Origin of the sequence: Falsiroseomonas tokyonensis (genome assembly GCF_019024325.1) — a bacterium.
Classification (GTDB): Bacteria; Pseudomonadota; Alphaproteobacteria; order Acetobacterales; family Acetobacteraceae; genus Falsiroseomonas; species Falsiroseomonas tokyonensis.
Window position 1 is genome coordinate 407351 of the sequence record NZ_JAFNJS010000005.1, and the last position, 22920, is coordinate 430270.

The following is a 22920-nucleotide window of genomic DNA, read 5'->3' on the forward strand; positions in this document are numbered from 1 at the left end:
CCGCCTCCCCATGCCGGAGCCCATTCACACCAGGATCAGGTCCGCCGTCGAGAGGGTGGTGACGCCGGACAGCGTCGCGACCCAGCTGGGATCGGCCTGGTCCCCCGTGCCATCGGCATCGAACCACAGCCGCCCAGTGCCGGTCTCGAACAGGAATTGCGGCCCGGCCGCATTCGCTACCGGGCTGGCGCCGACCACCAGCGAAGGCGTCGTCGCACTGCCCAGCCCGAAGGCCTCGCGTTCGATCGCGATGCGGTCCTCGCCCCGGACGAAGTCGAGGATGAAGTCGCCGGAGCCGGTGGCGCCGAGGCCGAAGCGGAACACATCGCCTCCCGCGCCGCCGGCCAGGATATCGGAGCCCTCGCCACCCACCAGCGTGTCGTTGCCCTCGCGGCCCTCCAGGTAGTCGCTGCCCTTGCCGCCCCAGAAGGCATTGGCGGCGGCGGAGCCGCGAATGTCGTCGCCGGCGTCGCTGCCCACCACATTCTCGATCAGGCGCAGGGTCAGGCCCTGGGCCAGGCCGCCATTGTACTGCTGCGCCACCATGTCCAGCCAGACCGGCTGGCCCGAGACGATGTTGAAGCGCAGCGTGTCCACGCCGGAGCTGCCGTCGAAATAGTCGGTGCCATTGGCGTCGAAGTCGGTGCGCACGAAGACATCGTCGCCGGCATCGCCATAGAGGCTGTCATTGCCGTCGCCATCGGTCAGCTCGTCATTGCCGCCGCCGCCGCGCAGCCTGTCATTGCCGGCATTGCCCTCCAGCACATCGGCCAGCGCCCCGCCGGTGATGCTGTCATGGCCGCGGCCGCCGTCGAAGAAAAGCCGCTCCATGCCGGTGAAGCGGGTGGTGGCATCGACCTGCACCAGGCCGGTGGAGAAGGTGAAGGCGACATTCACGAACTCCTCGGTCAGGTCGAGGAAGAGGCGGTCCTCCTCGGTGCCGCCATCTGCATAGTCGCCGCGGTTCATATGCAGCTCATCCGCCCCGGCGCCGCCCAGCAGCGTATCGGCCTCGCCATCCTTGATGCCGCCGGTGGCCCAGAGGATGTCGGCGCCATCGCCGCCCTCCAGCCGATCGGCGCCATACCAGCCGGTCAGCTCGTCATTGCCGCCCAGGCCGCGCAGCGTGTCATTGCCCGACATGCCGTTGAACCAGTCACCCAGCGCGCCGCCCACCAGGCTGTCGCGGCCGGAACCGGCGCGAATGTGCACGCGCTCGATGTTCTTGAGTGAGACGTCGCCATTCACCAGCATGGCATCCGCCGAGAGGGTGAAGCTCAGGTCGCGGCTGCTGGCGCTGCGGTTGATCCAGGCGTTGTCGATACCGTCGCCGCCATCGACCGTGTACTGGCCGCCGGCGCTGCCGCCGCCATTGTTCAGAAAGACCACGTCGTTGCCGGTGCCGAGTTGGATGCGGCTCAGCCCCGCCGCGCCATCGACGCTGACCTCGTCATCCCCGGCGCCGGCATCGATGACATTGTTGCCGCCGCCATCGATGATGCGGTCCATGCCGCTGCCGGCGCGGATGGTGTCGTTGCCATAGCCGGCGGTCATCACGTCGTCGCCAGTATTGCCGGTCAGCACATTGTTGCCGCCGGCGGCGTTGAAGACCACGCGCTTGGCCGTGCCGGCGGTCAGCACGTCATCGCCATAGGCCGTGTTGATCTCGACGATCTCGATATCGACCAGCGTGGTGCCGTCAGAGAGGGTGGCGGTCGCGGCGCCGGTGAAGCGGTAGTCGATCGCATCCGAATAGCTGAAGCGGTCGATCCGCGCGGTATCCATGCCGGCGCCGCCGCGCAGCGTGTCGATGCCGCCGTCGCCGACAATCATGATGTCGTCGCCATCACCGCCCTCCAGCTGGTCCTGGCCCTCGCCGCCCATCAGCAGGTCATGGCCAGCGCCGCCGCGCAGCGTATCGGCGCCGCCAAAGCCGTTCAGCACATCGTCGCCGGCCTCGCCGGCGAAGAGATTGGCCTGTTCGGTGCCGTCGACGGTATAGGCCTCGATGTTGAGGATGCGCGTGCCGTCGGCCAGGACGTTCACCACATTGGCGGCCTTGGCGACGAAGTTGCCGGACAGGCCGTGCATCACCAGCCGGTCCAGGCCCGTGCCGCCATCGATTGAATCGGCGCCCTCAATGCTCCAGCGCTCGATCACGTCATTGCCGCTGCCGCCATTCATCGTGTCGGCGCCGGTACCGCCGGACAGGCTGTCATCGCCGGCCTCGCCGAGCAGCGTGTCGTTGCCCTCGCCGCCGCGCAGCGTGTCGTGGCCGGTGCCGCCGTCCATCAGGTCGTGGCCGGCCTCGCCAAACATCTGGTCCTCGCCCGCCTGGCCATAGAGGCGGTCATTGCCGCTGCCGCCGAACAACTGGTCGCGGCCATTGCCGCCGCCGAGCTGGTCGTTGCCGGCATCGCCCAGCAGCGCGTCTTCGCCATTGCCGCCCTCCAGGCGGTCGTTGCCGTCCTCGCCGAAGAGGGTGTCGTTGCCCAGGCCGCCCAGGGCGGTGTCATTGCCGGCGCCGGTCACGAAGCGATCGTTCCAGGTGCCGCCGGTGAAGCGGTCGGCGAAGGCGCTGCCGGTCAGGGCGTAGTGTTCCACGCCGATGACCTGCGCCCCCAGCATGGTCACGAGATTGGCGGAATCGACCACCTGGAAGGTGATGCCGGCCTTGGCGGCGGCGAAGGTGACGGAGAGCGTGTCGAAACCCGCGCCGCCGGCGACGGTGTCGCCCTGCATCTCGGCCTGGCTGTCGTAGAAGATGTGGTCATCGCCGCCATAGCCGATGATCAGGTCGGCGCCGGTCTCGCCGAACAGATAGTCGGTGCCGTCAGTACCCTCGATGACATGGGGAGACGCGGCGAAGGACGCCATTCTGGGCGCGCGCATGGGAACCTCTTGGGGTGGATGGACAGCGGCTTGCCGTCCTTTCCCGTGGAGGCGCCCCTGCGATGGGCGCGCTTGCTAGGCCCGAAACATTGCGCCCCGATTGCGCGGCGCGCGGGCGATTGTTTCGCGTGTTGCGCGGCCGTTGCCTCAGGCCGGCCGCTTCTCCCGCGCATTTCGCAGCAGGGCGATGCTGCGATAGATGCCATGCACCATCTTCGAATAGGGCAGCACCACGAACAGCGCGAGTACCAGGCCGAAATGCAGCGCCAGCATGATGCCCATGGCCCCGGTATGCCGCACCACCAGCAGCAGCAGCCCGGTGGAGCCGATCAGGAACAGCAGGCCGAGCAGCGCGTACTCACCGCCCATCAGCTTTCGGGCCACCGGCGCCGGGTCCGTCACCGTCTTCACCCAGAGCAGCCCTGCCGTGCCGATGCAGAGCAGCACGCCGCCCCAGGTGCCGAACTGCACGGGCAGGGACAGGAAGGCATGCGGCGACCGCCAGCCGAAGATATGGTGGTAGATGGCGCCGGTGGTGGTGGCCGCGAAGCACAGCATGAAGCCGAAGAACATCGCCTGGTGCAGCCAGCGCCGGTGTTGCGCGAAACTGTCGTCCAGGTCGTTGCAGCCATGCCCGCCGCCGCCGAGGTTGCGCAGCGTCAGCACATCCACCGCCGCATCCACGGCAGGCGCCGGCTGGAAGCTGCCGCCCATGCCGCCCGTGCCGCGCCAGTAACGGATGGCGCCCAGGGTCATGGCGACCACCGCGAAGCCGAAGCTGCCGCCCGCCAGCAGGTTGATCAGCCAGAGCGGGATGATGCGGAAGAAGGCGCCGGTGCCGGTCTGGGCAGAGAACAGCACGGCGGGGTCGCGGATCAGCACCGTCAGCACCAGCGCCAGGGTGACGAAGAGGGTCGCCGCGCCGGCCACCAGCGTGCCGTTGCGATCGAACAGCTTGCCCATGCCCGCGGGCCAGGCGAATTCGGCGTAGCTCTCCTGCCGGATGGTCGCGAAGGTCGCCGGGATATTGATGCCGAAGGCATGCGGCGGCGCGTATTGGCAGGCGTGGAAGCAGCCCTTGCAGTTGTGGCAGAGGTTGGCGAGGTGGGTCAGGTCCGCCTTCTCAAACTCTCGCCGCGCGGCCATGGCGGGGAAGACGGCGCAATAGCCCTCGCAATAGCGGCAGGCATTGCAGACCGCCATCTGGCGGCGGGCGTCCTGGTAGGCGTCGGATTCGATCTCGGTCGCTTCCTGCAGCAGCAGGTCGAGCTTGCTCATTTCAGTTGCGGACATGGCGCGCCGCTCCTTCACCGGCGAGCCGCCCGAAGACGGTGCCGAGGGTCATGCCGAAGCCGGCGAGATAGCCCTGGCCCAGGATATTTCCGGACATGATTTCCCCGCTCGCAAACATATTGGCGGAGGGTTTGCCATCCGCCATCAGCACGCGCGCCTTGTCGTTCACCTTCACGCCGAGGAAGGTGAAGGTGATCCCCGGTCGCAGCGGATAGGCGTAGTAGGGCGGCGTATCGATGCGCCGCGCCCAATGGCTTTTCGGCGGCACCAGGCCTTCGGTGCTGCAATCGTCGGGCACCATCGGCTTGAAGGTGCCGGGGCGGACGGCGGCGTTGAAGTCGGCCACGACCTTTTCCAGCTTGTCGGCATCGAAGCCCGCCATCTGCGCGATCTCGCGGATCGAATCCGCCTTGTAGGGCGGATAGACGCTGGGCAGAAAATTCAGCACGGCCTTGCTGTCCGTGACCGCCAGGGCAATCTGGCCGGGCTGCTGCGCGATCAGCCTTCCCCAGATGGCATAGCGCTTCGGCCAGACATCCTCGCCCTCGTCATAGAAGCGCTCGACGTCGCGGTTCACCACCAGGCTGAAGGGCACGCAGTCCAGCCGCATGGCCAGGCCGCCATCCTCCATCGGCGCGCGGGCATCGTTCGCCACGGCGTGGAACTGGGTGGGGTCGCCCACCTGCTGCACGCCCTGGGCCAGCAGATCCTTCAGGATGGTGCCCTGGGCATAGGGCGTGCCGCGGATCTGGAAATTGTCGGCAGCGTCGCCCCAGTATTCGCGCAGCCAGTTGCGGTTCGCCTGGAAGCCACCGCTGGCGGCCACCAGCGCCTTGAAGCGGATGCGCTGCGGGAAGCCGCAGTGGGAGATGATGGCCTCCGTCGCGTGGCCTTCTTCCACCTGGATGTGCTGCACCTCGGTATCCGTCAGCAGCACGATGCCGAGCTTCGCGGCCTCCCGGTACAGCGCATTCACCAGGGCCTTGCCGCCGCCGAGGAAGAAGGCGTTGGTGCGCGACAGCGACAGCGTGCCGGACAGCGACGGCTGGAAGACCACGCCGCAGCTCGCCAGGAAATCCGGCGCGTGCTGCGACGCCCGAATGCACATCCGGGCGAGATCCTCGTTCGTCTTGCCGCCGGTCACGCGGTTCAGGTCGTCCCAGTATTCCTCCTCCAGGTAGCTGTCGGTCAGCACCTGGGTGGGGCCGGGATGCAGGGCGCGCAGGTTGCGGGTGTGGCGCGAATTGCCGCCGCGCAGCGGGGGTGGGGAGGCCTCGCAGAGGATCACGGAGGCGCCGGCCCGGCGCGCGGTGATGGCGGCGCAGAGCGCGGCATTGCCGCCCCCCACCACCAGCACGTCATAGAGACGGGCGAAATCCGGCACTTCTTCGAGATCTCCTGGGCGTCTGGCACTGTTGTATCCACTGGTATCCCGTCATGTCCAGATGGATGTTCCATTCCCGCCGCGGCCTGCGCTACATGGCTGCCATGGACCAGCCGCCCCCCGCCCGCGACCTCGGCCAGGAAGCCTATGGCCGCATCCGCGCCGCCATCCGGGAGGGTGCGCTGGCGCCCGGGCTGCGGCTGACGGAGACGGACCTCGCCGCCCGCTTCGGCGTCTCCCGCACCCCCGTGCGGCAGGCCATCGCCCGGCTTGAGTCCGAGGGCCTGCTGACCCACGAACCCCGCCGCGGCCTGACCGTGACACGCCCGGACCACCAGCAGGTGGTCGAGCTGTACGTGATGCGCGAAGTGCTGGAAGGCGCCGCCGCGCGCCTCGCCGCGCAGCACGCCAGCCCCACCGAGATCGGCGCCATGGCCGAACTCATCGAGGGCGAGCCCGCTTTGTTCGCCGATGCCCGCGCCTTGGCCGAGACCAACCAGCGCCTGCATGGCCTGCTCTATCTCGCTGCGCACAACCGCTACCTGCTGCGCAGCCTGGAGCAGATCTCCGCCACCATGGCGCTGCTGCCCAGTCTGCTGACGGTGGCCGGCCGCGCGGAGCAGGCGCATGCGGAGCACCGCGCCATCCTTGCCGCGCTGCGGGCCCGCGACGGCGACGCGGCGGAGGCGGCGAGCCGCGCCCATGCCCAGGCGGCGCAGCGGCATCGCCTGGCCTGGCTGGTGCGGACGGTGGGCGTGCCCTTCGCGGCGCCGGGCGCGGACTGACCGGAACTCCGCGGCGGCAGCGGGGTTGGATCCGGCAACAACCGGAGAGAACCCATGAGCCGCGGCTTTCCTTCCATGACGGCGCTGCTGGGCGTGCTGGCCGTCCTCGGCTACCAGAATCGCGACAAGCTGTCCGAGATGCTGAACGGCGCCGGCCGCGGCGGGGCGACGCCGCCCGGTCCTGGCGGCGCGGCACAGGGCGGCCTGTCCGGCATGCTCGGCGGGCTCCTGGGTGGGGGCGCGGCGGGCGGTGGGCTCAGCGGAGGGCTGCGGGAACTAGTGGAGCGCTTCCGCGCTTCGGGCGAGGGCGAGACGGCCGATTCCTGGGTGCGCCAGGGCCCGAACCGCGAGATGGCGCCGGACCGGCTGGAAAGCGCCATCGGCCCGGAGACGCTGGACGAGTTGGTGCGCCACACCGGCCTTTCCCGCCAGGAACTGCTGGCGCGGCTGCAGCGGGACCTGCCGCGGGCGGTGGATGACTGCACCGCCGGTGGCTGCCTGCCGGACGAGGAGCCGGCGCGCCGAGCCTAGACCGTCTCGGAGAACTGCAAGGCGGCGAGGCGGGCATAAAGCCCGCCCTCCCGCACCAGCGCGTCATGCGTGCCCATGGCGACGATGCGCCCGCCTTCCATCACCACGATGCGGTCCGCCTTGCGCACCGTGGCCAGGCGATGCGCCACCACCAGCGTGGTGCGGCCCTGGGACAGTGCTTCCAGCGCCCGTTGCACCGATTGCTCGGATTCGGCGTCCAGCGCGCTGGTGGCCTCGTCCAGCAGCAGGATGGGCGGGTCGCGCAGGATGGCGCGGGCGATGGCGATGCGCTGGCGCTGGCCGCCGGACAGCGTGACGCCGCGGGCGCCGAGATGCGTGGCATAGCCCTGCGGCAGCTTGCGGATGAAGTCATCCGCCGCGGCGGCGACGGCTGCTGCCTCCACCTCCGCATCCGTCGCATCCAGCCGGCCGTAGCGGACATTTTCCGCAACGCTGGTGGAGAAGATCGCCGGGTCCTGCGGCACCAGGCCTAGGCGGCCGCGCAGTTCCGCCGGGTCCAGCGTCGCGGCATCCACGCCATCCACCAGCACGCGCCCCGATTGCGGATCGTAGAAGCGCAGCAGCAGCTGGAAGACGGTCGTCTTCCCGGCGCCGGAGGGGCCGACCAGGGCCACCGTCTCCCCGGGCTCCACCACCAGCGAGAAGTCGTCGAGCGCCGACTGGCCGGGCCGCGTCGGATAGGCGAAGCGCACGGATTCGAAGGCGACGCGCCCCTGCGCCGGCTGCGGCAGTGCCTGCGGCTGGGCGGGCACCGCGATGTCCGACCGGGCGGAGAGCAGTTCCAGAAGCCGGTCGGCCGCCGCCGCGGCGCGCTGGATTTCGCCCCAGAGCTCGCTCATCGTGGCACCCGAACTGGCCAGCAGCACGGCGTAGAAGACGAAGGCGGAGAGCTCGCCCCCCGTCATCCGCCCCGCCACCACGTCATGCCCGCCGACCCAGAGGCTGAAGGTGATGGCCCCGAAGCCACACAGGATCACCACCAGGATCAGCGCGGTGCGAGAGGCGATGCGCCGCAGCGCGGCGGCGACGCTGCGCTCCACCTCGGCCGAGAAGCGCTTGCGGTCCTCCGGCTCATGGGTGAAGGCCTGGACGATGCGCAGGCCGTTCAGCGCCTCCTCCGCCGTCGCGGCCAGGTCCGCCACGCGTTCCTGCGCCACCTTGGACAGGCGGCGTTCCCGCCGGCCGAAGACCACCAGCGGCACGATCACCAGCGGCAGCACCGCCAGCACGATGCCAGCCAGCTTGGCGCTGGTGGCCAGCAGCATGGCCAGGGCGCCGAGGCCGGTCAGCATGTTGCGCAGGCCCATGGAGATGGCGGAGCCGATCAGCGCCTGCAGCAGCGCCACATCCGCCGTCATGCGGGACAGGATGTCGCCGGTGCGCGCCGTCTCGAAGAAGCTGGGCGACAGCGACAGAACATGGTCGAAGACCCGCCGCCGCAGATCCGCCGCCACGCGTTCGCCGAGCCAGGAGACCAGATAGTAGCGGGCGGAGGTGGCGAGGGCGAGCAGCGCCACCACGCTGCCCATGAAGATCGCCGCCTGGTCCAGCGCCGCCGCGCCACCCACGAACCCTTGGTCGATCAGCTGCCGCAGCCCCTGGCCGAGGGCAAGCGTCAGCCCCGCCGCGGCGACCAGCGCGAAGCCGGCTGCCAGCGCCCGCGGCAGATAGGGCCGCAGATGCGGCAGCAGCAGTGTCAGCGAAGTGACGCGGGCGGCGGAAGCGCGGGGTTCGGGGGCGGTGCTCACCCGCGCTAGATGCGCCCCGCGCCCCCGTTTCGCAACCGGTGCGCCGGCTACTCCATGAAGCCGGGCTCGAGGAAGCGCGGGATCAGCAGCGCCATGTCGGGCCAGAGGATCAGCAGCACCAGCACCATGAACATCGGCACCAGCATGATCATCACATCCTTCAGCACGTCGATCAGCCGGAGATTGGCGATCGAACAGCAGATCAGCAGGCACAGCCCATAGGGCGGCGTCACCAGGCCGAAGGCCAGCGACACGATGCTGATCATGGCGAAATGGACGGGATGGATGCCCGCCGCCGCGGCGATCGGCTGCAGGATGGTCCCGACGATGATGATGGCCGGGATCGCATCCAGGAAGCAGCCCACCACCAGGAAGACGGCGGCGATGAAGAAGCCCGCCGCGATCGGCCCCATCTCCCAGGAGGAGACATTGGCCAGCAGCGCCTGCGGGATCTGGTAGAAGGCCATCAGCCAGCCGAAGACGCTGGCGGTGCCCACGGCGAACAGCGTGATGGCGGCGAAGCGCCCGGTTTCGCTGAAGGCGCGGTACAGGCCGCGCATATCCAGCTTGCGGTAGACCAGCAGCGACAGCGCCAGCGCATACAGCACCGCGATGCAGGCGGCCTCCGTCGGCGTGAACCAGCCGAAGATCTTGCCGCCGATGATGATGAAGGGCGTCATCAGCGCCGGGATCGAGATGAACAGCGCATGCGCCAACTCGCCCCAGCTCGCCTTGGGGTAGGTCGGGTAGTTGCGGATCTTCGAATAGACGTGGACCGTGCCCATCTGCGACAGCGCCAGGAACAGCCCGGGCAGGATGCCGGCCAGGAAGAGCGCGCCGATCGAGGTGGTCAGCACGCCGCCCCAGACGATCATCAGGATCGAGGGCGGGATCACCACCGCCAGCACGGCGGAGACGGCGGTGATGGCGACCGAGAAGCTCGGCGAATAGCCTTCCTTGATCTGCGCCTCGATGAAGACGCGGCCCTGGCTTGCGGCGTCCGCCGTGGAACTGCCGGAGATGCCGGCGAAGAAGACGGAGAGCACCACGTTGATCTGCGCCAGCCCGCCCGGCAGGTGCCCCACCATGGACCGGGACAGCGTGACCAGCCGGTCCGTGATGCCGCCCGCCGTCATCAGGTTCGCCGCCAGCAGAAAGAAGGGCACCGCCAGCAGGATGAAGGAGTTGTAGGAGTTGAAGGTCTCCTGCACCAAGATCATCGGCCAGAGGCGGTCTTCCAGGATGAAGGCCGGCAGGCAGGCGATGCCGAGCGACACCGCCACCGGCACGCGCAGCGCCAGCAGGGTGAAGAAGATGCCGAACATGATCCACGCGGCATCGCCGGTGGCCAGCACATTGCCGCCCATCAGGAATCAGCCCTTTCGCCATGCCGCAGGATCTGCAGGTCGTCCCAGATGCGCTCGCCGGCGAAGATCACCCAGGTGACGCCGGCGATGGGCCAGGCGATGTGGATGGTCCAGAGCGGCAGTTCGGCCAGCTCGCTGATCCGGAACCAGGCGGTATCGGTGAATTCCCAGCCATAGACGATGAAGACATAGGCGAAGCCGAGCACGAAGAGCGAGGAGAGGATGTCCATCCCCGCCTTGGCGCGGCCGCGCAGGTTGTTGAACAGGTCCACGTTGAAGTGGGTGCCTTCCCGGATGCCCAGCATGGCGCCGATCATGATCATCCAGACCAGCAGGAAGCGGGCCAGCTCCTCGGTCCAGATGTAGCGCGGGATCCAGTCCACAAAGCGGGCGAAGATCTGCATGGTGACGGGCAGGATGATGCCGACCACCGTGATGACCAGCAGGATGTCGAGCAGCCGCGCATACAGCGCGGTGATGCGGCGGAACAGGCCGCGCGCGCCTTCTGGCGGCATGCGGGTGGGAATCCTTGCCTGGATGTGGGTAGGATGGGCAGGGCGCGCCGGGCGCCCTGCCCCGGAGGATCAGGAGGTCAGTGCATTGATGGAGGAGAAGATGCGATCGGCATCGATCTCCTTGGCATAGGCCTCCATCACCGGCTGCACGGCGGCGTTCATCTGCGCGCGCTCGGTGAAGGCGATCTTCTTCAGGCGGCCGGCCGCTTCCAGCGCCGTGATCTTCTGCGCATCCTCGCTGCTTTCGGCATTGCGGCCGAAGACCCCGGCCTCACGCCCCGCGCGGCGCACCGCTTCCTGCAGCTCCCGCGGCAGGCGGGACAGGGTCTGCGCGGAGAAGCACAGCGGCCGCACGGTGATGGCGTGCTGCGTCATGATCAGGTTCGGCCCGACCTCGTAGAAGCGCATCTGCTCCACGCCCGCGGCCTCGTTCTCGCCGGCCTCGATCACGTTGTTCTGGATCGCGTTGTAGACCTCGTTATAGGCGATCACCTGCGGCGCCATGCCGATGGCCTGGAAGGTGCGGGACCAGATCGGCGCACCCTGCACGCGCACGCGCAGGCCGCGCAGCTGCGCCATGTTGGTGGCCGGGCGGTTGGAGAAGATGTTGCGCGTGCCGCCGCCGGCATAGCCGATCAGGGCCACGCGGGCACGGCGCTCCACCTCGTCCGCGACCGGCTTCAGCATGTCGCCGTCCAGAACCTTGTTCCAATGCGCCAGGTCGCGGAACAGGAAGGGCGCGTCGATGAAGGGCGCGGCGCGGCTGAAGGTGGACATATGCGCCGGGCTGACGATGCCGAAATCCACGGCGCGGCCGGCGGACATGTACTCGAAATACTGCTTCTCCAGCCCCAGCGAGCTGTTGAGGTGCCAGACGAAGTTCACCGGGCGGCCGTAATATTCCACCACCTTCTCGGCGAAGTGCTTCATGGCGCGGGTGAAGACGTGTTCCTCGTTGAACTGGCTGGCGCCGTTCAGCGTGATGGGCGCCTGCGCGCGCACGACATGCGGCGTGGCGAGAAGACCGGTTGCGGCGGCGATGCCGCCGAGAAGGGCGCGACGTTCCATGGACCAACTCCCCTGTGTTGCCGGGTCAGCTCGCCCGGTTCAGCGCCGCAGTTTAGACCGGTCCTGCCGGGCTTGGAAACCGCCCAGTTACCGCTCCGCGGGCACCCATTTCAGGATATGGCGTGCCACCAGGCAGGTCGTTCCGGACTGGTTCAGCACCTCGCAGGCCGCAATGCTCCGGCCTTTCGCGGCATCCAGCGCCTCCACCCGGTAGCGGGCCTCCAGCCGGTCGCCGATGAAGACCGGTGCCAGGAAGCGCACATTGTCATAGCCGAGCGAGACGGGCAGGCCGGTGCAGCCCGCCGCGATGGCGCGATGCGCGATCTCGGACGCGGTGGCGGACAGCACGCCCAGCACCAGCGCGCCATGCGCGATGCGCTGGCCGAAGGGTGTGGTTGCGGCATAGGCGGCATCGACATGCAGCGGATCGTTGTCGCCAGTGATCTCGGCCGTCAGCAGCAGGTCGCGCTCCGTCACCTGCTTGGTGGCGAAGGCCGTTGCGCCCACCGCGATGCCGAAGATCACAGCCCCGCCAGCCGCGGCGATTGCGACCTTGCGGGCCGGGCCGCGATATGCGCGGCCAGGCCGATCTGCGCCTCGCCGAAAAGCCGCGCCTCCATCTCCCGCAGATCGGGCGCGATGGCGGGCCGGAAGCCCATGCGGCCGCACACCTCCTCCACCGTCAGGCCCGGCGCGATCTCGATCAGCTCGGGGCCCAAGTCGCCGAGGCGGAAGACAGCGGCCTCCGTCACATAAAGCACCGGCTGGCCGCGCTGGCGGGCGAAGGCGCCGGAGAAGGTGATCTGCTCCACCTGCTGCACCGCCTTCGGCTTGCCGCCGGCGGTCAGCGTGCCGCCGAAGATCACGCGCCGGGCATTCTGGCTGATATTGATGAAGCCGCCGGGGCCGACCAGCTTGCCGCCGAAGCGGGAGACATTGACGTTCCCCGCCGCATCGAATTCGGCGAAGGACAGGAAGGCGAGGTCGAGCCCGCCGCCATCGTAGAAGTCGAACTGGTAGGGCTGGTCCACCGTCGCGTCAGGGTTCGTGGCGGCGCCAGCATCCCCGCCCGAAGCTGGCGCACCACCGATATTGCCCTGCTCGTTGGTCAGGCAGATCGCATCGAGGCAGCCTTCCTCCGCCGCCACATTGGCGATGCCGGTGAAGATGCCGGAGCCGAGGTTGCAGATGGCGCGGGGGAACAATTCCAGCGCCGCGCGCCGCGCCACGATCTTGCGCGCATCCAGCTTCAGGCGGGGAATATCGTCCAGCGGGATCCGCGCCTCGCCGGAATAGCCGAGGGAATGGGGGGTGAGGTAGGTCTGCTCCTGGTCGGGCTCCACCACCACCAGGTCCACCAGGATGCCGGGGATCTTCACCATCTTCGGGTTCAGGCTGCCGCGCGGCGCCATGCGTTTGACCTGCACCACCACGATGCCGCCGCAGCGCTTCGTGGCCTGCGCCTCCGACAGCATCTCCAGCGTCACCGCCTCCTGCTCCATGGAGACATTGCCGTCCTCATCGGCCGTGGTGCCGCGCAGGAAGGCGATGTCGATGTGATAGGGCTTGTAGAACAGCATCTCCTCGCCGCGGATCGTCACCAGCTCCACCAGGTCTTCCTTCGCGGAAGGGGATTGGCGGCCGCCCTGCAGGCGCGGGTCGACGAAGCTGTGCAGGCCGGTCTTGGTGAAAAGGCCCATGCGGCCGGCCGCCATCTCTCGCATCAACTGGCTGAGCGAGCCCTGCGGCAGGGACCAGGCCTCTATCTCATCGGCCAGCGCCATGGCGCCGATTGGCGGGCTGTTCACATAGCTGCCGGCGATATTGCGCTTCAGAAGGCCCCTCTGCGCCAGGTGGCCAAGCCCGCGCGACCCGCCATCGCCCACGCCCACCGGATGCAGGGCGGTGAGGCCGCGCGGCGTTCCAGTTTCGGAAAACCGCGCGCCGAGCGCGGCCAGCAGCGCATCCGGCACGGCATGCCCCCCGCCGGAGCCGCCGATCAGCAGCGTATCGCCATCCCGCAGCAGCGAAGCCGCCTGCGGCGCACTGACCTTGCGCATCGCGCCCGTTTCCCCAACCAATGTTTCCGCCATCATAAACCTGTGGCGCAGGGGAGGAAGAGGGATGCAGGACGGCCAGGTGACGCTGGAAGTGGCCGAGGGCGTGGCGGTGCTGACGCTGGACCGGCCCGCCAAGCACAATGCCATCACCAATGCGATGGCCGCGCAGCTGGCCGATCATGCGCACGCCATCAACGCGGATGATTCAGTGCGCGCTGTCCTGCTGCGCGGTGCGGGCGCGAAGGCTTTCTGCGCCGGCATGGATCTGCGCGCCATCGAGGCTTTTCGCACCGCCTGGGATTTTCGGCATCGGCCGGACTATCCGGGGGCCGTGCGTGCCATCCGCAAGCCGGTGGTCGCCGCCATCAAGGGCTGGGCGCTGGGCGGCGGCTTCGAGCTGGCCCTCGCCGCCGATATCCGCATCGCGGCGGCGTCGAGCCGCATCGGCTTTCCGGAGGTCACGCGCGGCTGGGTCGGCGGCGGCGGTGCCTCCCAGATGCTGCCGCGCGTCGCGGGCTTCGGCCAGGCGATGCGGCTGCTGCTGACCGGCGAGCAGATTGAGGCGGAGGAGGCGCTGCGCCTGCGCCTGGTGGAACAGCTGGTGCCGGATGAGGCGCTGGAGGAGACGGCGCGGGCGATGTGCGCGCGCCTCGCCGCGCTAAGCCCCGTTGCGGTGCAGGCTGTGAAGGCGGCGGTGCGCCAGTCGCTGGAGGCGCCCCTGACGGCGGGCCTGGCCTATGAGAACGAGATGAACGTGCTGTGCCTGGCGGCGCTGCGGGAAAGGGACAGGGCATGATCGGCATCGGCGTCATCGGCCTGGGCATGGCGACCCAGCCGCATATGCTGGCGATCCGCGACCTGGAGGCTGCCGGTGCGGCGCGGCTGGTCGGCGGGTTCTCGCCCAGCGCCGAGCGCCGCGATGGCTTTGCACTGCGCTGGAAGGTACCGGTCTTCGAAAGCCTACAGGCGCTGCTGGCCGCGCCCCGGCTGGATCTGGTGCTGGTGCTGACCCCGCCGGGCCAGCACCTGCCGGTGGCCCGCGCGGCGGCCGCAGCGGGAAGACATATGCTGGTGGAAAAGCCGCTGGAGCGCACGGCGGCGGAGGCCGAGGCGCTGGTGCAGGTGGCGCGGGATGCGGGCGTGACGCTCGGCGTCGTCTTCCAGCACCGCTTCCGCCCGGCGGCGCTGCGGCTGAAGCAGGCGGTGGCGGGCGGCGAACTCGGCACGCTGCTGTCCTGCTCCGCCTCCATCCGCTGGTGGCGCGATGCGGCCTATTTCGCGCAGCCCGGGCGCGGCATGAAGGCGCGGGACGGCGGCGGCGTGCTGCTGACCCAGGCGATCCATACGCTGGACCTTCTGCTGCATCTCGCGGGGCCTCTGGCCCGCCTCGGCGCGCTGGCGAAGACCAGCGGGCTGCGCGCCATCGATACGGAAGACATGGCCGCTGCCGCGCTGCACTTCGCCAATGGGGCGATCGGGGCGCTGGATGCCACGACGGTGGCAGAGCCCGGCTATCCCGAGCGCATCGAGATCGCGGGCACCGGCGGCAGCGCATCCCTGGTGGCGGAACGGCTGGAGCTGCATGTGAAGGGCCGCCCCGTCGAGATCGTGGAAGGCGCCATGGCCGGCGGCGGCGGTGCGGACCCGATGGCCTTCGACCACGGCCCGCATCGCGCCATGCTGGCCGAGATGTGTGACGCCATCACCGATCGCCGCGCGCCGATGAACGATGGCGCCACCGGGCTGCCCGTGCTGCGCGCCATCGAGGCGATCCTGCGCAGCGCCGAGCTAGGCGCCTTCGTCGACCTTTGAGGTGTGCACCATGAGGTCGTTCTCGCCCTTCTGAACAACCTCGCCACGCTGATTGGTCAGGTCGAAGGACATGGTGACGATCCCGCGCGCCGGATTCCTGGTCAGCCGCTTCGACAGCACGGTGATCCGTGCGGCGATCCGGTCGCCCACCAGGATCGGCCCGGCAAAGGACCAGCGCCAGGACAGTGAGACGATCGCCGCAAATTTCGTCGGCGCGCGGTTCTTCAGCCCGTCGCAGAGCGCCAATCCCAGCAGCCCATGCGCGACGCGGCCAGGATAGCCCAGGTCGCGCGCATAATCGTCATCCATGTGGATGTCGTAGAAATCGCCGGTCAGCCCGGCGAAGGCCACGATATGCGCCTCCGTCACCGTAATGCCGCCGGTCTCGATGACCAGGCCGGGCTCCACCTGCTCGTAGCGCAGCAGCGCGGGATCGATTCTCATAGCTGATGCATATGCAGGCCGCCGTCGATGTGGAAGGCATCGCCGGTGGAGAAGGGAATGGCGCCGGTGACGAGGGCGGCGATGGCGCGGCCGACATCCTCCGGCTCGCCCCAGCGGCGGATGGGCGAGAGCCCCTCCGCGATGCGCTTGTCGTATTTGGCCGTCACGGCCGCCGTCATATCGGTGCGGATCACGCCGGGGCGGATATCGTAGACCGGCACGCCTTCCTCCGCCATGCGGATGGCGAAGCAGCGCGCCACCATGCTGACGGCAATCTTGCTGGCGCTGTATTCGGTGCGGTCCGCGCTGGCCATCGCTGCATTGGCGGAGGAGATGAAGACCAGCGCGCGATTGCCACGCTGTGGCGCGCCGTCGGCCACCATGCGTCGCGCCACATGCTGGGAGACGAAGAAGGGCGCGCGGGTGTTGATGTCGAGGCAGCGGTCCCAGGATTCGGGGGACACCTCCAGCAGGTCTCCGCGCTGCATCGCGCCGACGCCGGCATTGTTCACCAGCACCTCCACCCCGCCCCAGTGGCCCCAGGCCCAGCCGACCATGGCCGCCACCGCATCGAGGTCCGAGACGTCGCGGAGATGCCAGGCGAAGCGGCCACCGGCTTCCTGCACGGCAGCGCCGGTTTCCGCGAATCCGTCCTCGCCGAGGTCGCAGCCGAGCACGTCATAGCCCGCGGCGGCCAGCGCCACGCAGCTCGCGCGGCCGATGCCGCGGCGGGCGCCGGTCACCAATGCGACGGGGCGCGTCACGAAAGAATCTCGCGTGCCATGATGACCCTCTGGATCTGGTTGGTGCCTTCGTAGATCTGCGTGATCTTGGCGTCGCGATACAGCCGCTCCACCGTCACGCCGCGGATATAGCCGGTGCCGCCATGGATCTGCACCGCATCGGCCGTGCGTGCCACAGCCGCATCGCTGGCAAAGCACTTCGCGAAACTGGCTTCCAGCGTCACGCGGCGGCCCTCATCCATGCCCTGCGCGGCGTCGCGCACCAGCAGCCGGGCCGCATGCGCATCCTTCGCCATGTCGGCGATCAGGAAGCGGATCGCCTGCTGCTCGGCGATCGGCTTGCCGAACTGCACGCGCTGCTTGGCGTAGTCGATGCTCTCCTCCAGTGCGCGTTGCAGGATGCCGAGCGCCAGGGCGGCGATGCCGATGCGGCCCTTGTCGAGCACCGACATCATCATGTGGAAGCCGCGCCCCTCCGGCCCCAGCAGCGCCTCCCGCGGCAGCCGCACATCCGTGAAGCGCAGCCCGCCGACCGGGGAGGCGCGCTGGCCCATCTTGTGCTCCGCCCGCAGCCGCTCGACGCCCGGTGCCGCGAGATCCACCAGGAAGATCGACATGCCGCGATGCCCGGCTGCGGGATCGGTCCGCGCCAGCACCGCGGCGAATTCCGCCCGCGGCGCCATGTGGATCCACATCTTTTCGCCATTCAGCCGCCAGTCCGTGCCGTCGTGGCGCGCGGTGGTCTTGAGGTTGGCCAGATCCGATCCAGCCTCGGCCTCGGTCAGCGCATAGGCGCAGCTGGTCTCGTAGCGCAGCAGCGGCGTCAGGTACTGCGCCTGCTGCGCCGGCGTGCCGTGCTCGGAGAGTAGCGTGCCCAGCAGCTCCACCAGCCCCACCTGGTCCGCTACGCTGGCATAGCCGCGGGACAGCTCCTCCATGACGATGGAATAGGCCTGCACCCCGGCCTCCGCACCACCCAACCGCTCGGGCACGGTGATGCCGAGAAGGCCGAGCCCGCCCAGCGCACGGTAGATATCGCCCGGAAAGGCTTCGCTCTCATCCAGCTCCGCCGCGCGCGGCGCCACCTCGCTCTCCGCGAAGCGGCGCACGGTATCGCGCAGGGCTGCGAGTTCCCCCGGTAGGGCCAAGGCTGCGTTTCCCCCAAGTCTTGCGCGCATCCTGCCGCGTCAGGCGCCGCCCGGCCAGACTGCCCGGCGCACGCCGAGCGCGGTGACGACGCCATAGGCGGTGATGCCCAGTGCGACCCCCAGGAAATGCCCCTCGATGCCCATGCCGAGCGGCCCCGCCAGCAGCGCCCCGCCACCCACGGCGAGCGCCAGGCGGGACAGCGCGCCCGCCACCGGATAGCCCATGCGGCCCGCGCCCTGGCTGGCAAAGTACAGCGCCATCCCCAGCCCGAAGCCGCCGAAGGCGAGGCCGACATAGGCCAGCCCGCGCGCCGCGATGGCCACCACCGCCGCATCCGCCGTGAAAAGCGCAGCCACCTGCACCGGCCACAGCGCCACCACCAGCCCCGCCGCGCCGGTCAGCAGCAGCGCCATGGCGGCACCCGTCCAGGCCAGCGCCCGCGCCTCGGCCCAATCCCCGGCACCGGCGGCGCGCCCGACCAGCGCCGTCAGCGCGGAGCCAATCCCGAAGGCCAGCGGGATCATCAGGAATTCCAGCCGCGCCGAGATGCCATAGGCCGCGACGGCCACCGCGCCATAACCCGCCATCTGCGCCGTCACCAGGATGGTGGCCAGGTTCGCCACCACCGCCAGCCCGCTCGCCACCAGCCCCACCGAGAGGATCCGTCCGAATATCGCCGCGCGGGGGCGCAGATGCAGCGTCGGCACGAAGCCGGCGCCGCCACGCAGCACCACCAGGCCCATGGCGAGCGTCGCCATCCAGAAAACCAGCGCCATGGCGGCACCGATGCCGGGCAGGCCCATCCCCGCCGGTTCCGCCAGCGCCCAGCTCGTGGGCGGCAGGGCCAGCCAGGCGAGCACCAGCACCCGCGCCGCCAGCGCATGCCGCCCCCCGCCGCGCAGCACGGAGGCCAAGGTATTGGTCATCCAGATCGGCACCGCCGCGGCGCCGAACAGCCACATGGCATAGGGCGAAGCGGCCTCCGCCACCGCCGCGCCGCCGATGGCGCCGAAGATGGCGCGCGGGAAGATCGCCAGCGGCAGGGCGAACATCAGCCCGGCGGCGAGTGCGATCAGCGCCGCATGCAGCACCATGGCGGAGGCCTCGTCGCGACGACCGCCGCCCAGCGCGCGGGCGATGGCGGAGACCACGCCGCCGCCCATGGCGCCCGTCGACATCATCTGCATCAGCAACGCGAAGGGCAGCACCGTGGCCCAGCCGGCCAAGGCCGCGGTGCCCTGTCGCGCCGCCAGCCAGGTTTCGAAGAGCTGCCCAAATACCTGCAGGATGGCGACGAGTGCGGTCGGCGCCGCCAGCGCCCCGATGCGCCGCAGCCGGGCCAGGATCACAGGGCGATGGCCGCGGCGGGGCGGCGCGGGTCCGCGGCGGCGGAGAGCAGGCCGCGCGGATCCTTCCGCACCAGCTCGACGCAGCCGGCCAGCCAGGTGCGCTCCGGCCAGAGGCGGATGTCGTGGCCCATCGCCGCCAGCGCGTCCCGCGTCGCTTCGGGAATGCGCGATTCCACCGCCAGGCGTGCCGGGAAATGGTCGTGCGGGGCGCTGGTGCCGGGGAAGGCGTAGCTGGCGACCCGCGGCGCCTCCACCGCTGCCTGGGGCGACAGGCCATGGACGAACAGGTTCATCAGCACCTGCAGCAGGGCCTGCGGCTGCACGTCATTCCCCGGCGAGCCGAAGGGCATCACGCTGCCATCCGCGCCCAGGGCCAGCGCCGGCATCGGCGTCAGCCGCGGCCGCTTGCCCGGCGCGAGGCCGGCCGGATGCGACGGGTCCGTGCGGTTCTGTGAGCCGCGGTTGGAGGGCACGAAGCCGAGCCCCGGCACCACCGGGCTGGACCAGGAGGCATCCGAGGGCGCCGAGGAAAAGGTCCCGCCCCAGCGATCCACCACCGCGACATAGGAGGTGCCGGCCTCCACCGGCGGCTCCAATGCCGCCGAGGCTTTGGGCATCCCGCGCCCGGTGCCGATCAGCGGCGGCATCATGCCCGGATGCGCACATGCCGGATCAATGCTGGCGACGCGCGCCGCGACATGTTCGTCGGACAGCATCGCGGCCAGCGGCACATCGACGAATCCCGGGTCGCCCAGGTGATGCTCGCGATCGGCAAAGGCGATCTTCAGCACCTCCGCCAGCAGGTGCAGGTAGTCCACCGAGTTGTGCGGCAGCGCCGACAGCCCGGCGCGTTCCGCCATGCGCAGCGCCTGCAACAAGGTCGGCCCCTGGCACCAGGCGCCGCCCGTCAGAACCTGCTGGCCCCGCCACTGCACGCCCACCGGCGGCAGCACCGGGCAGCGGAAGCGGGCGAGGTCCTCGCGCGTCAGCCAGCCGCCTTCACCCTGGATGAAATCGACCATGCGGCGCGCGATATCGCCGTGATAGAAAGACTCCCGCGCCGCCTCCAGCCCCGCCACGCGATCCGCGCCGCGCGCGCGGGCCGCGCGTTCCTCATCCACCATGAAGCGCAGCGTGGCGGCGAGGTCCGCCTGGATGAAGATGTCGCCCTCCTCGGGCGCCTTGTCGTTCGGCAGGAAGATCGCGGCATTCTGCGGCCAGCGGCGATACTCCGCCGCATGGTTGCGAAGATTTTCGGCCAGCAGCGGATAGACGGCAAAACCCTCGGCGGCGAAGCGGATGGCGTGTTCGGCAACTTCGCCGAAGGTCATTGTGCCGTGGCGCTGCAGCGCCGTGATCCAGGCGCAGGGAGCGGCCGGCACCACCGTGCGCAGCACGCCCGCCGGCATCTTGCCGGCATGCTCGCGCTGGAAGAATTGCGCATCGGTCGCCGCCGGCCAGGGACCGACGCCGGCGATGGTCTCCACCTGGCCCGCCGCCGTGCGCAGGATGATCGGCGCGACGCCCGCCACACTCACCAGGTCGGGATGCAGCACGCCCAGCGCCAGCCCCGCCGCGCAGCCGGCATCCACCGCATTGCCGCCCGCCTGTAGCACCGCAAAACCCGCCGCACTCGCCAGGTAGTGCCCTGACGAAACCGCGTGGCGCGTGCCGCAGACCGTCTCCCGCGTCAGCATCACTCCACCTGCACCCCGGCCAGCCGCGCCACCTCCGTCCAGCGGGCAATCTCGGGGGCGATGATGGCGCGGAATTCGGCGGGCGTGCTGATGGTGGGCTTGATGCCGATGGCGGCGATGCGCTCGGCGAAGCCCGGCTGGGCCGCGATCTGCGCGATGGCCGAGGCCAATTCGCCGATGATGCCGGGCGGGGTGCCGGCCGGCACGACGAAGCCCAGCCAGCCGCTGGCCCGATAGCCGGTCAGCCCGACCTCGGCGAAGGTCGGCACATCCGGCAGCAGCGGGTCCCGCGTGGCGCCGGTGGTGGCCAGCGCCCGCGCCGCGCCGTCGCGCACCGGGGTCATCACCGAATTCACCGTGTTGAAGGTCATGTCCACCTGGCCGCCCAGCATATCCGTCACCGCCTGGGGGCTGCCGCGATAGGGCACGTGCAGGATGTCCACGCCGGCCATCTGCTTGAAGAACTCGGCCGCCATATGGGTGGAGGTGCCGGTGCCGGCGGAGGAATAGCTGAGCTGCCCCGGCCGCGCCTTGGCCGCCGCGATCACCTCCGCCACGCTGCGGAAGGGCGAGGCCGTGCGCACCACCAGCGCCGCGTCATTGGCGCCGACCAGCGCCACCGGATCGAAGCCGCCGACGGGGTCATAGGGCAGGTTGGCGCGGATGGCGGGGTTGATGGCCAGCACCGAGGAATTGGCCATCAGGATGGTATAGCCATCGGCCGGCGAACGCGCCGCGGCTTCGGTGCCGATCATGCCGCTGGCGCCGGCGCGGTTCTCGATCACCACCGGCTGGCCCAGCAGCTCCGTCAGCTTCTGGCCATAGGCGCGGGCCAGCAGGTCGGTGCCGGCGCCGGGCGGGTAGGGCACGATGATCCTGATCGCCCGGCTGGGCCAGGCGGGCGTCTGCGCGAAAGCGAAGCCTGGGGCGAGGACGGCCAGGGCGAGCAGGCTGCGGCGGGGAAGCTGGGGCATCCGGGGGTCCCTCATCCTTGTGCCGGACCATGCTGGCACCCCGATGCTGCGCCGCGAAGGGGGGTGGCGATGCCGATGCGCAGCGCCCCCGATGCCGATGCCGTCAGCTGGGCTCCACCCCCGCCGCGCGCACCACCGGCGCCCAGCGCGTGGCTTCGGCGGCGACGAAGGCGCCGATGCGCTCCGGGCTGAGATCACCGAGCGAGACCACGCCGACACTCTCCAGCCGCGCCTTGATCGCGGCGTCCGCCAGGCCTGCCTGCAATTCGGTGTTCAGCCGCGCCGCGATGGCCGGGTCCAGCCCGGCGGGGGCGGCCATGACGAACCAGTTGGTGGAGACCGATCCCGGGAACCCCGCCTGCACCAGCGTCGGCACCGCCGGCAGGGCGGAGACACGTTCGGGCGAGGAAACGGCCAGCGCCTTCAGCGTGCCCGCCCGGATCGCCGCCGCATTGGCGCCGGAAGTATCCCAGAGCGAGGTGGTATTGCCGCCGAGCACATTCTGCTGCGCCTCAGCCGCGCCGCGGAAGGGCACGTGCAGCATCCGCACCCCGGCCTCCATCCCCCACATCACCCCGGTCAGATGCCCGACGGAGCCGACGCCGGAGGAGCCGAAGGAGACGGCCTCCGGCGCGCGGGCGGCCATGGCCTTGTAGTCGGCCAGCGTCGCCATCGGGCTGTCGCCCTTCACCGCGCAGACGATGGGCGCGCCGCCGAGCATGCTGATCCAGGAAAAGGCACGGTTCGGGTCATAGGCCAGGCTGCGGAACAGGGAGGGCGCGACGGCCAGCGGCCCGGTATTGGAAACCAGCAGCGTATGGCCATCCGCCACCGCCCGCGCCGCCTCCGCCGTCGCCACCGTGCCGCCGGCGCCGGGCTTGTTCTCCACCACGAAGGGCCGGCCGAAGGCGCGTTCCAGCCGGTCCGTCAGGGGGCGGATGATCAGGTCGCTGGTGCCGCCGGGGGCATAGGGGTTGAGGATGCGGACCGGGCGATTGGGCCATGGCGCCTGCGCCAGGGCGGGCGCGGCGAGGGGGGCCATCAGGGCGGTGGCGAGGATCTGGCGGCGGGTCGTCATCCTGTCTCTC

The 22920-nt window shown here is 70.0% G+C and carries 20 protein-coding genes; 4 read left to right on the plus strand and 16 right to left on the minus strand.

The window, feature by feature from the left end:
* Positions 1–24 precede the first annotated feature (24 nt).
* The 3 genes from J3S20_RS18750 to tcuA form a co-directional block, all read right to left on the minus strand.
* On the minus strand, positions 25–2892 hold the full coding sequence (locus tag J3S20_RS18750; protein ID WP_216838025.1) for a calcium-binding protein: 2868 nt from the start codon (positions 2890–2892) through the stop codon (positions 25–27).
* A gap of 147 nt (positions 2893–3039) precedes the next feature.
* On the minus strand, positions 3040–4185 hold the full coding sequence (gene tcuB / locus J3S20_RS18755; protein WP_216838026.1) for a tricarballylate utilization 4Fe-4S protein TcuB: 1146 nt from the start codon (positions 4183–4185) through the stop codon (positions 3040–3042).
* Positions 4172–5569, minus strand: coding sequence for an FAD-dependent tricarballylate dehydrogenase TcuA (gene tcuA, locus J3S20_RS18760; protein ID WP_216838027.1), 1398 nt, complete (start codon positions 5567–5569; stop codon positions 4172–4174). The genes tcuB and tcuA overlap by 14 nt, the downstream gene beginning before the upstream one ends.
* A gap of 65 nt (positions 5570–5634) precedes the next feature.
* On the opposite strand from tcuA, the gene J3S20_RS18765 reads away from it, so the two are divergent.
* Both J3S20_RS18765 and J3S20_RS18770 read left to right on the plus strand, forming a co-directional pair.
* Positions 5635–6354: a GntR family transcriptional regulator gene (locus J3S20_RS18765; RefSeq protein WP_216838028.1), complete on the plus strand. Its 720-nt coding sequence runs from the start codon at positions 5635–5637 to the stop codon at positions 6352–6354.
* Positions 6355–6408: 54 nt separating this feature from the next.
* Complete coding sequence (locus J3S20_RS18770) at positions 6409–6885, plus strand: YidB family protein (protein ID WP_216838029.1); 477 nt, start codon at positions 6409–6411, stop codon at positions 6883–6885.
* On the opposite strand, the gene J3S20_RS18775 is transcribed toward J3S20_RS18770, so the two are convergent.
* The 6 genes from J3S20_RS18775 to J3S20_RS18800 form a co-directional block, all read right to left on the minus strand.
* Positions 6882–8654, minus strand: coding sequence for an ABC transporter transmembrane domain-containing protein (locus J3S20_RS18775; RefSeq protein ID WP_216838030.1), 1773 nt, complete (start codon positions 8652–8654; stop codon positions 6882–6884). The two genes, J3S20_RS18770 and J3S20_RS18775, sit on opposite strands and share 4 nt — an antisense overlap.
* Positions 8655–8701: 47 nt before the next feature.
* Positions 8702–10021 carry a TRAP transporter large permease gene (locus J3S20_RS18780; RefSeq protein ID WP_216838031.1) on the minus strand — a complete coding sequence of 440 codons (1320 nt, stop codon included), beginning with the start codon at positions 10019–10021 and terminating at the stop codon, positions 8702–8704.
* Positions 10021–10536 (minus strand): TRAP transporter small permease, encoded by a 516-nt coding sequence (locus J3S20_RS18785; protein WP_216838032.1) that lies wholly within the window; start codon positions 10534–10536, stop codon positions 10021–10023. The genes J3S20_RS18780 and J3S20_RS18785 overlap by 1 nt, the downstream gene beginning before the upstream one ends.
* A gap of 69 nt (positions 10537–10605) precedes the next feature.
* The gene (locus tag J3S20_RS18790; RefSeq protein WP_216838033.1) at positions 10606–11604 is read right to left on the minus strand and encodes a TRAP transporter substrate-binding protein; all 999 of its coding nucleotides are present in this window, start codon (positions 11602–11604) and stop codon (positions 10606–10608) included.
* A gap of 87 nt (positions 11605–11691) precedes the next feature.
* On the minus strand, positions 11692–12129 hold the full coding sequence (locus J3S20_RS18795; protein WP_216838034.1) for a MaoC family dehydratase: 438 nt from the start codon (positions 12127–12129) through the stop codon (positions 11692–11694).
* A complete protein-coding gene (locus J3S20_RS18800) occupies positions 12126–13664 on the minus strand; it encodes an acyl CoA:acetate/3-ketoacid CoA transferase (RefSeq protein WP_216838035.1) in 1539 nt (512 codons plus the stop codon). The genes J3S20_RS18795 and J3S20_RS18800 overlap by 4 nt, the downstream gene beginning before the upstream one ends.
* A gap of 64 nt (positions 13665–13728) precedes the next feature.
* On the opposite strand from J3S20_RS18800, the gene J3S20_RS18805 reads away from it, so the two are divergent.
* Positions 13729–14460: an enoyl-CoA hydratase/isomerase family protein gene (locus tag J3S20_RS18805; RefSeq protein WP_216838036.1), complete on the plus strand. Its 732-nt coding sequence runs from the start codon at positions 13729–13731 to the stop codon at positions 14458–14460.
* Positions 14457–15476 (plus strand): Gfo/Idh/MocA family protein, encoded by a 1020-nt coding sequence (locus J3S20_RS18810; protein ID WP_216838037.1) that lies wholly within the window; start codon positions 14457–14459, stop codon positions 15474–15476. Before J3S20_RS18805 ends, J3S20_RS18810 begins: the two co-directional genes overlap by 4 nt.
* Here J3S20_RS18810 and J3S20_RS18815 read toward each other — a convergent pair.
* The 7 genes from J3S20_RS18815 to J3S20_RS18845 form a co-directional block, all read right to left on the minus strand.
* A complete protein-coding gene (locus tag J3S20_RS18815) occupies positions 15453–15920 on the minus strand; it encodes a MaoC family dehydratase (protein ID WP_216838038.1) in 468 nt (155 codons plus the stop codon). The genes J3S20_RS18810 and J3S20_RS18815 overlap by 24 nt on opposite strands.
* Positions 15917–16684 carry a 3-ketoacyl-ACP reductase gene (locus J3S20_RS18820; RefSeq protein ID WP_216838039.1) on the minus strand — a complete coding sequence of 256 codons (768 nt, stop codon included), beginning with the start codon at positions 16682–16684 and terminating at the stop codon, positions 15917–15919. Before J3S20_RS18820 ends, J3S20_RS18815 begins: the two co-directional genes overlap by 4 nt.
* Positions 16681–17811, minus strand: coding sequence for an acyl-CoA dehydrogenase family protein (locus tag J3S20_RS18825; RefSeq protein WP_246602981.1), 1131 nt, complete (start codon positions 17809–17811; stop codon positions 16681–16683). The genes J3S20_RS18820 and J3S20_RS18825 overlap by 4 nt, the downstream gene beginning before the upstream one ends.
* 39 nt (positions 17812–17850) lie before the next feature.
* On the minus strand, positions 17851–19161 hold the full coding sequence (locus J3S20_RS18830) for an MATE family efflux transporter (RefSeq protein WP_216838041.1): 1311 nt from the start codon (positions 19159–19161) through the stop codon (positions 17851–17853).
* Entirely contained in the window at positions 19158–20858 is a 1701-nt protein-coding gene (locus J3S20_RS18835; protein ID WP_216838042.1) for a gamma-glutamyltransferase family protein, read from the minus strand. Before J3S20_RS18835 ends, J3S20_RS18830 begins: the two co-directional genes overlap by 4 nt.
* Positions 20858–21832 (minus strand): Bug family tripartite tricarboxylate transporter substrate binding protein, encoded by a 975-nt coding sequence (locus J3S20_RS18840; RefSeq protein WP_216838043.1) that lies wholly within the window; start codon positions 21830–21832, stop codon positions 20858–20860. The genes J3S20_RS18835 and J3S20_RS18840 overlap by 1 nt, the downstream gene beginning before the upstream one ends.
* Positions 21833–21935: 103 nt before the next feature.
* Positions 21936–22910: a Bug family tripartite tricarboxylate transporter substrate binding protein gene (locus J3S20_RS18845; protein ID WP_216838044.1), complete on the minus strand. Its 975-nt coding sequence runs from the start codon at positions 22908–22910 to the stop codon at positions 21936–21938.
* Between the last annotated feature and the right edge of the window lie 10 nt (positions 22911–22920).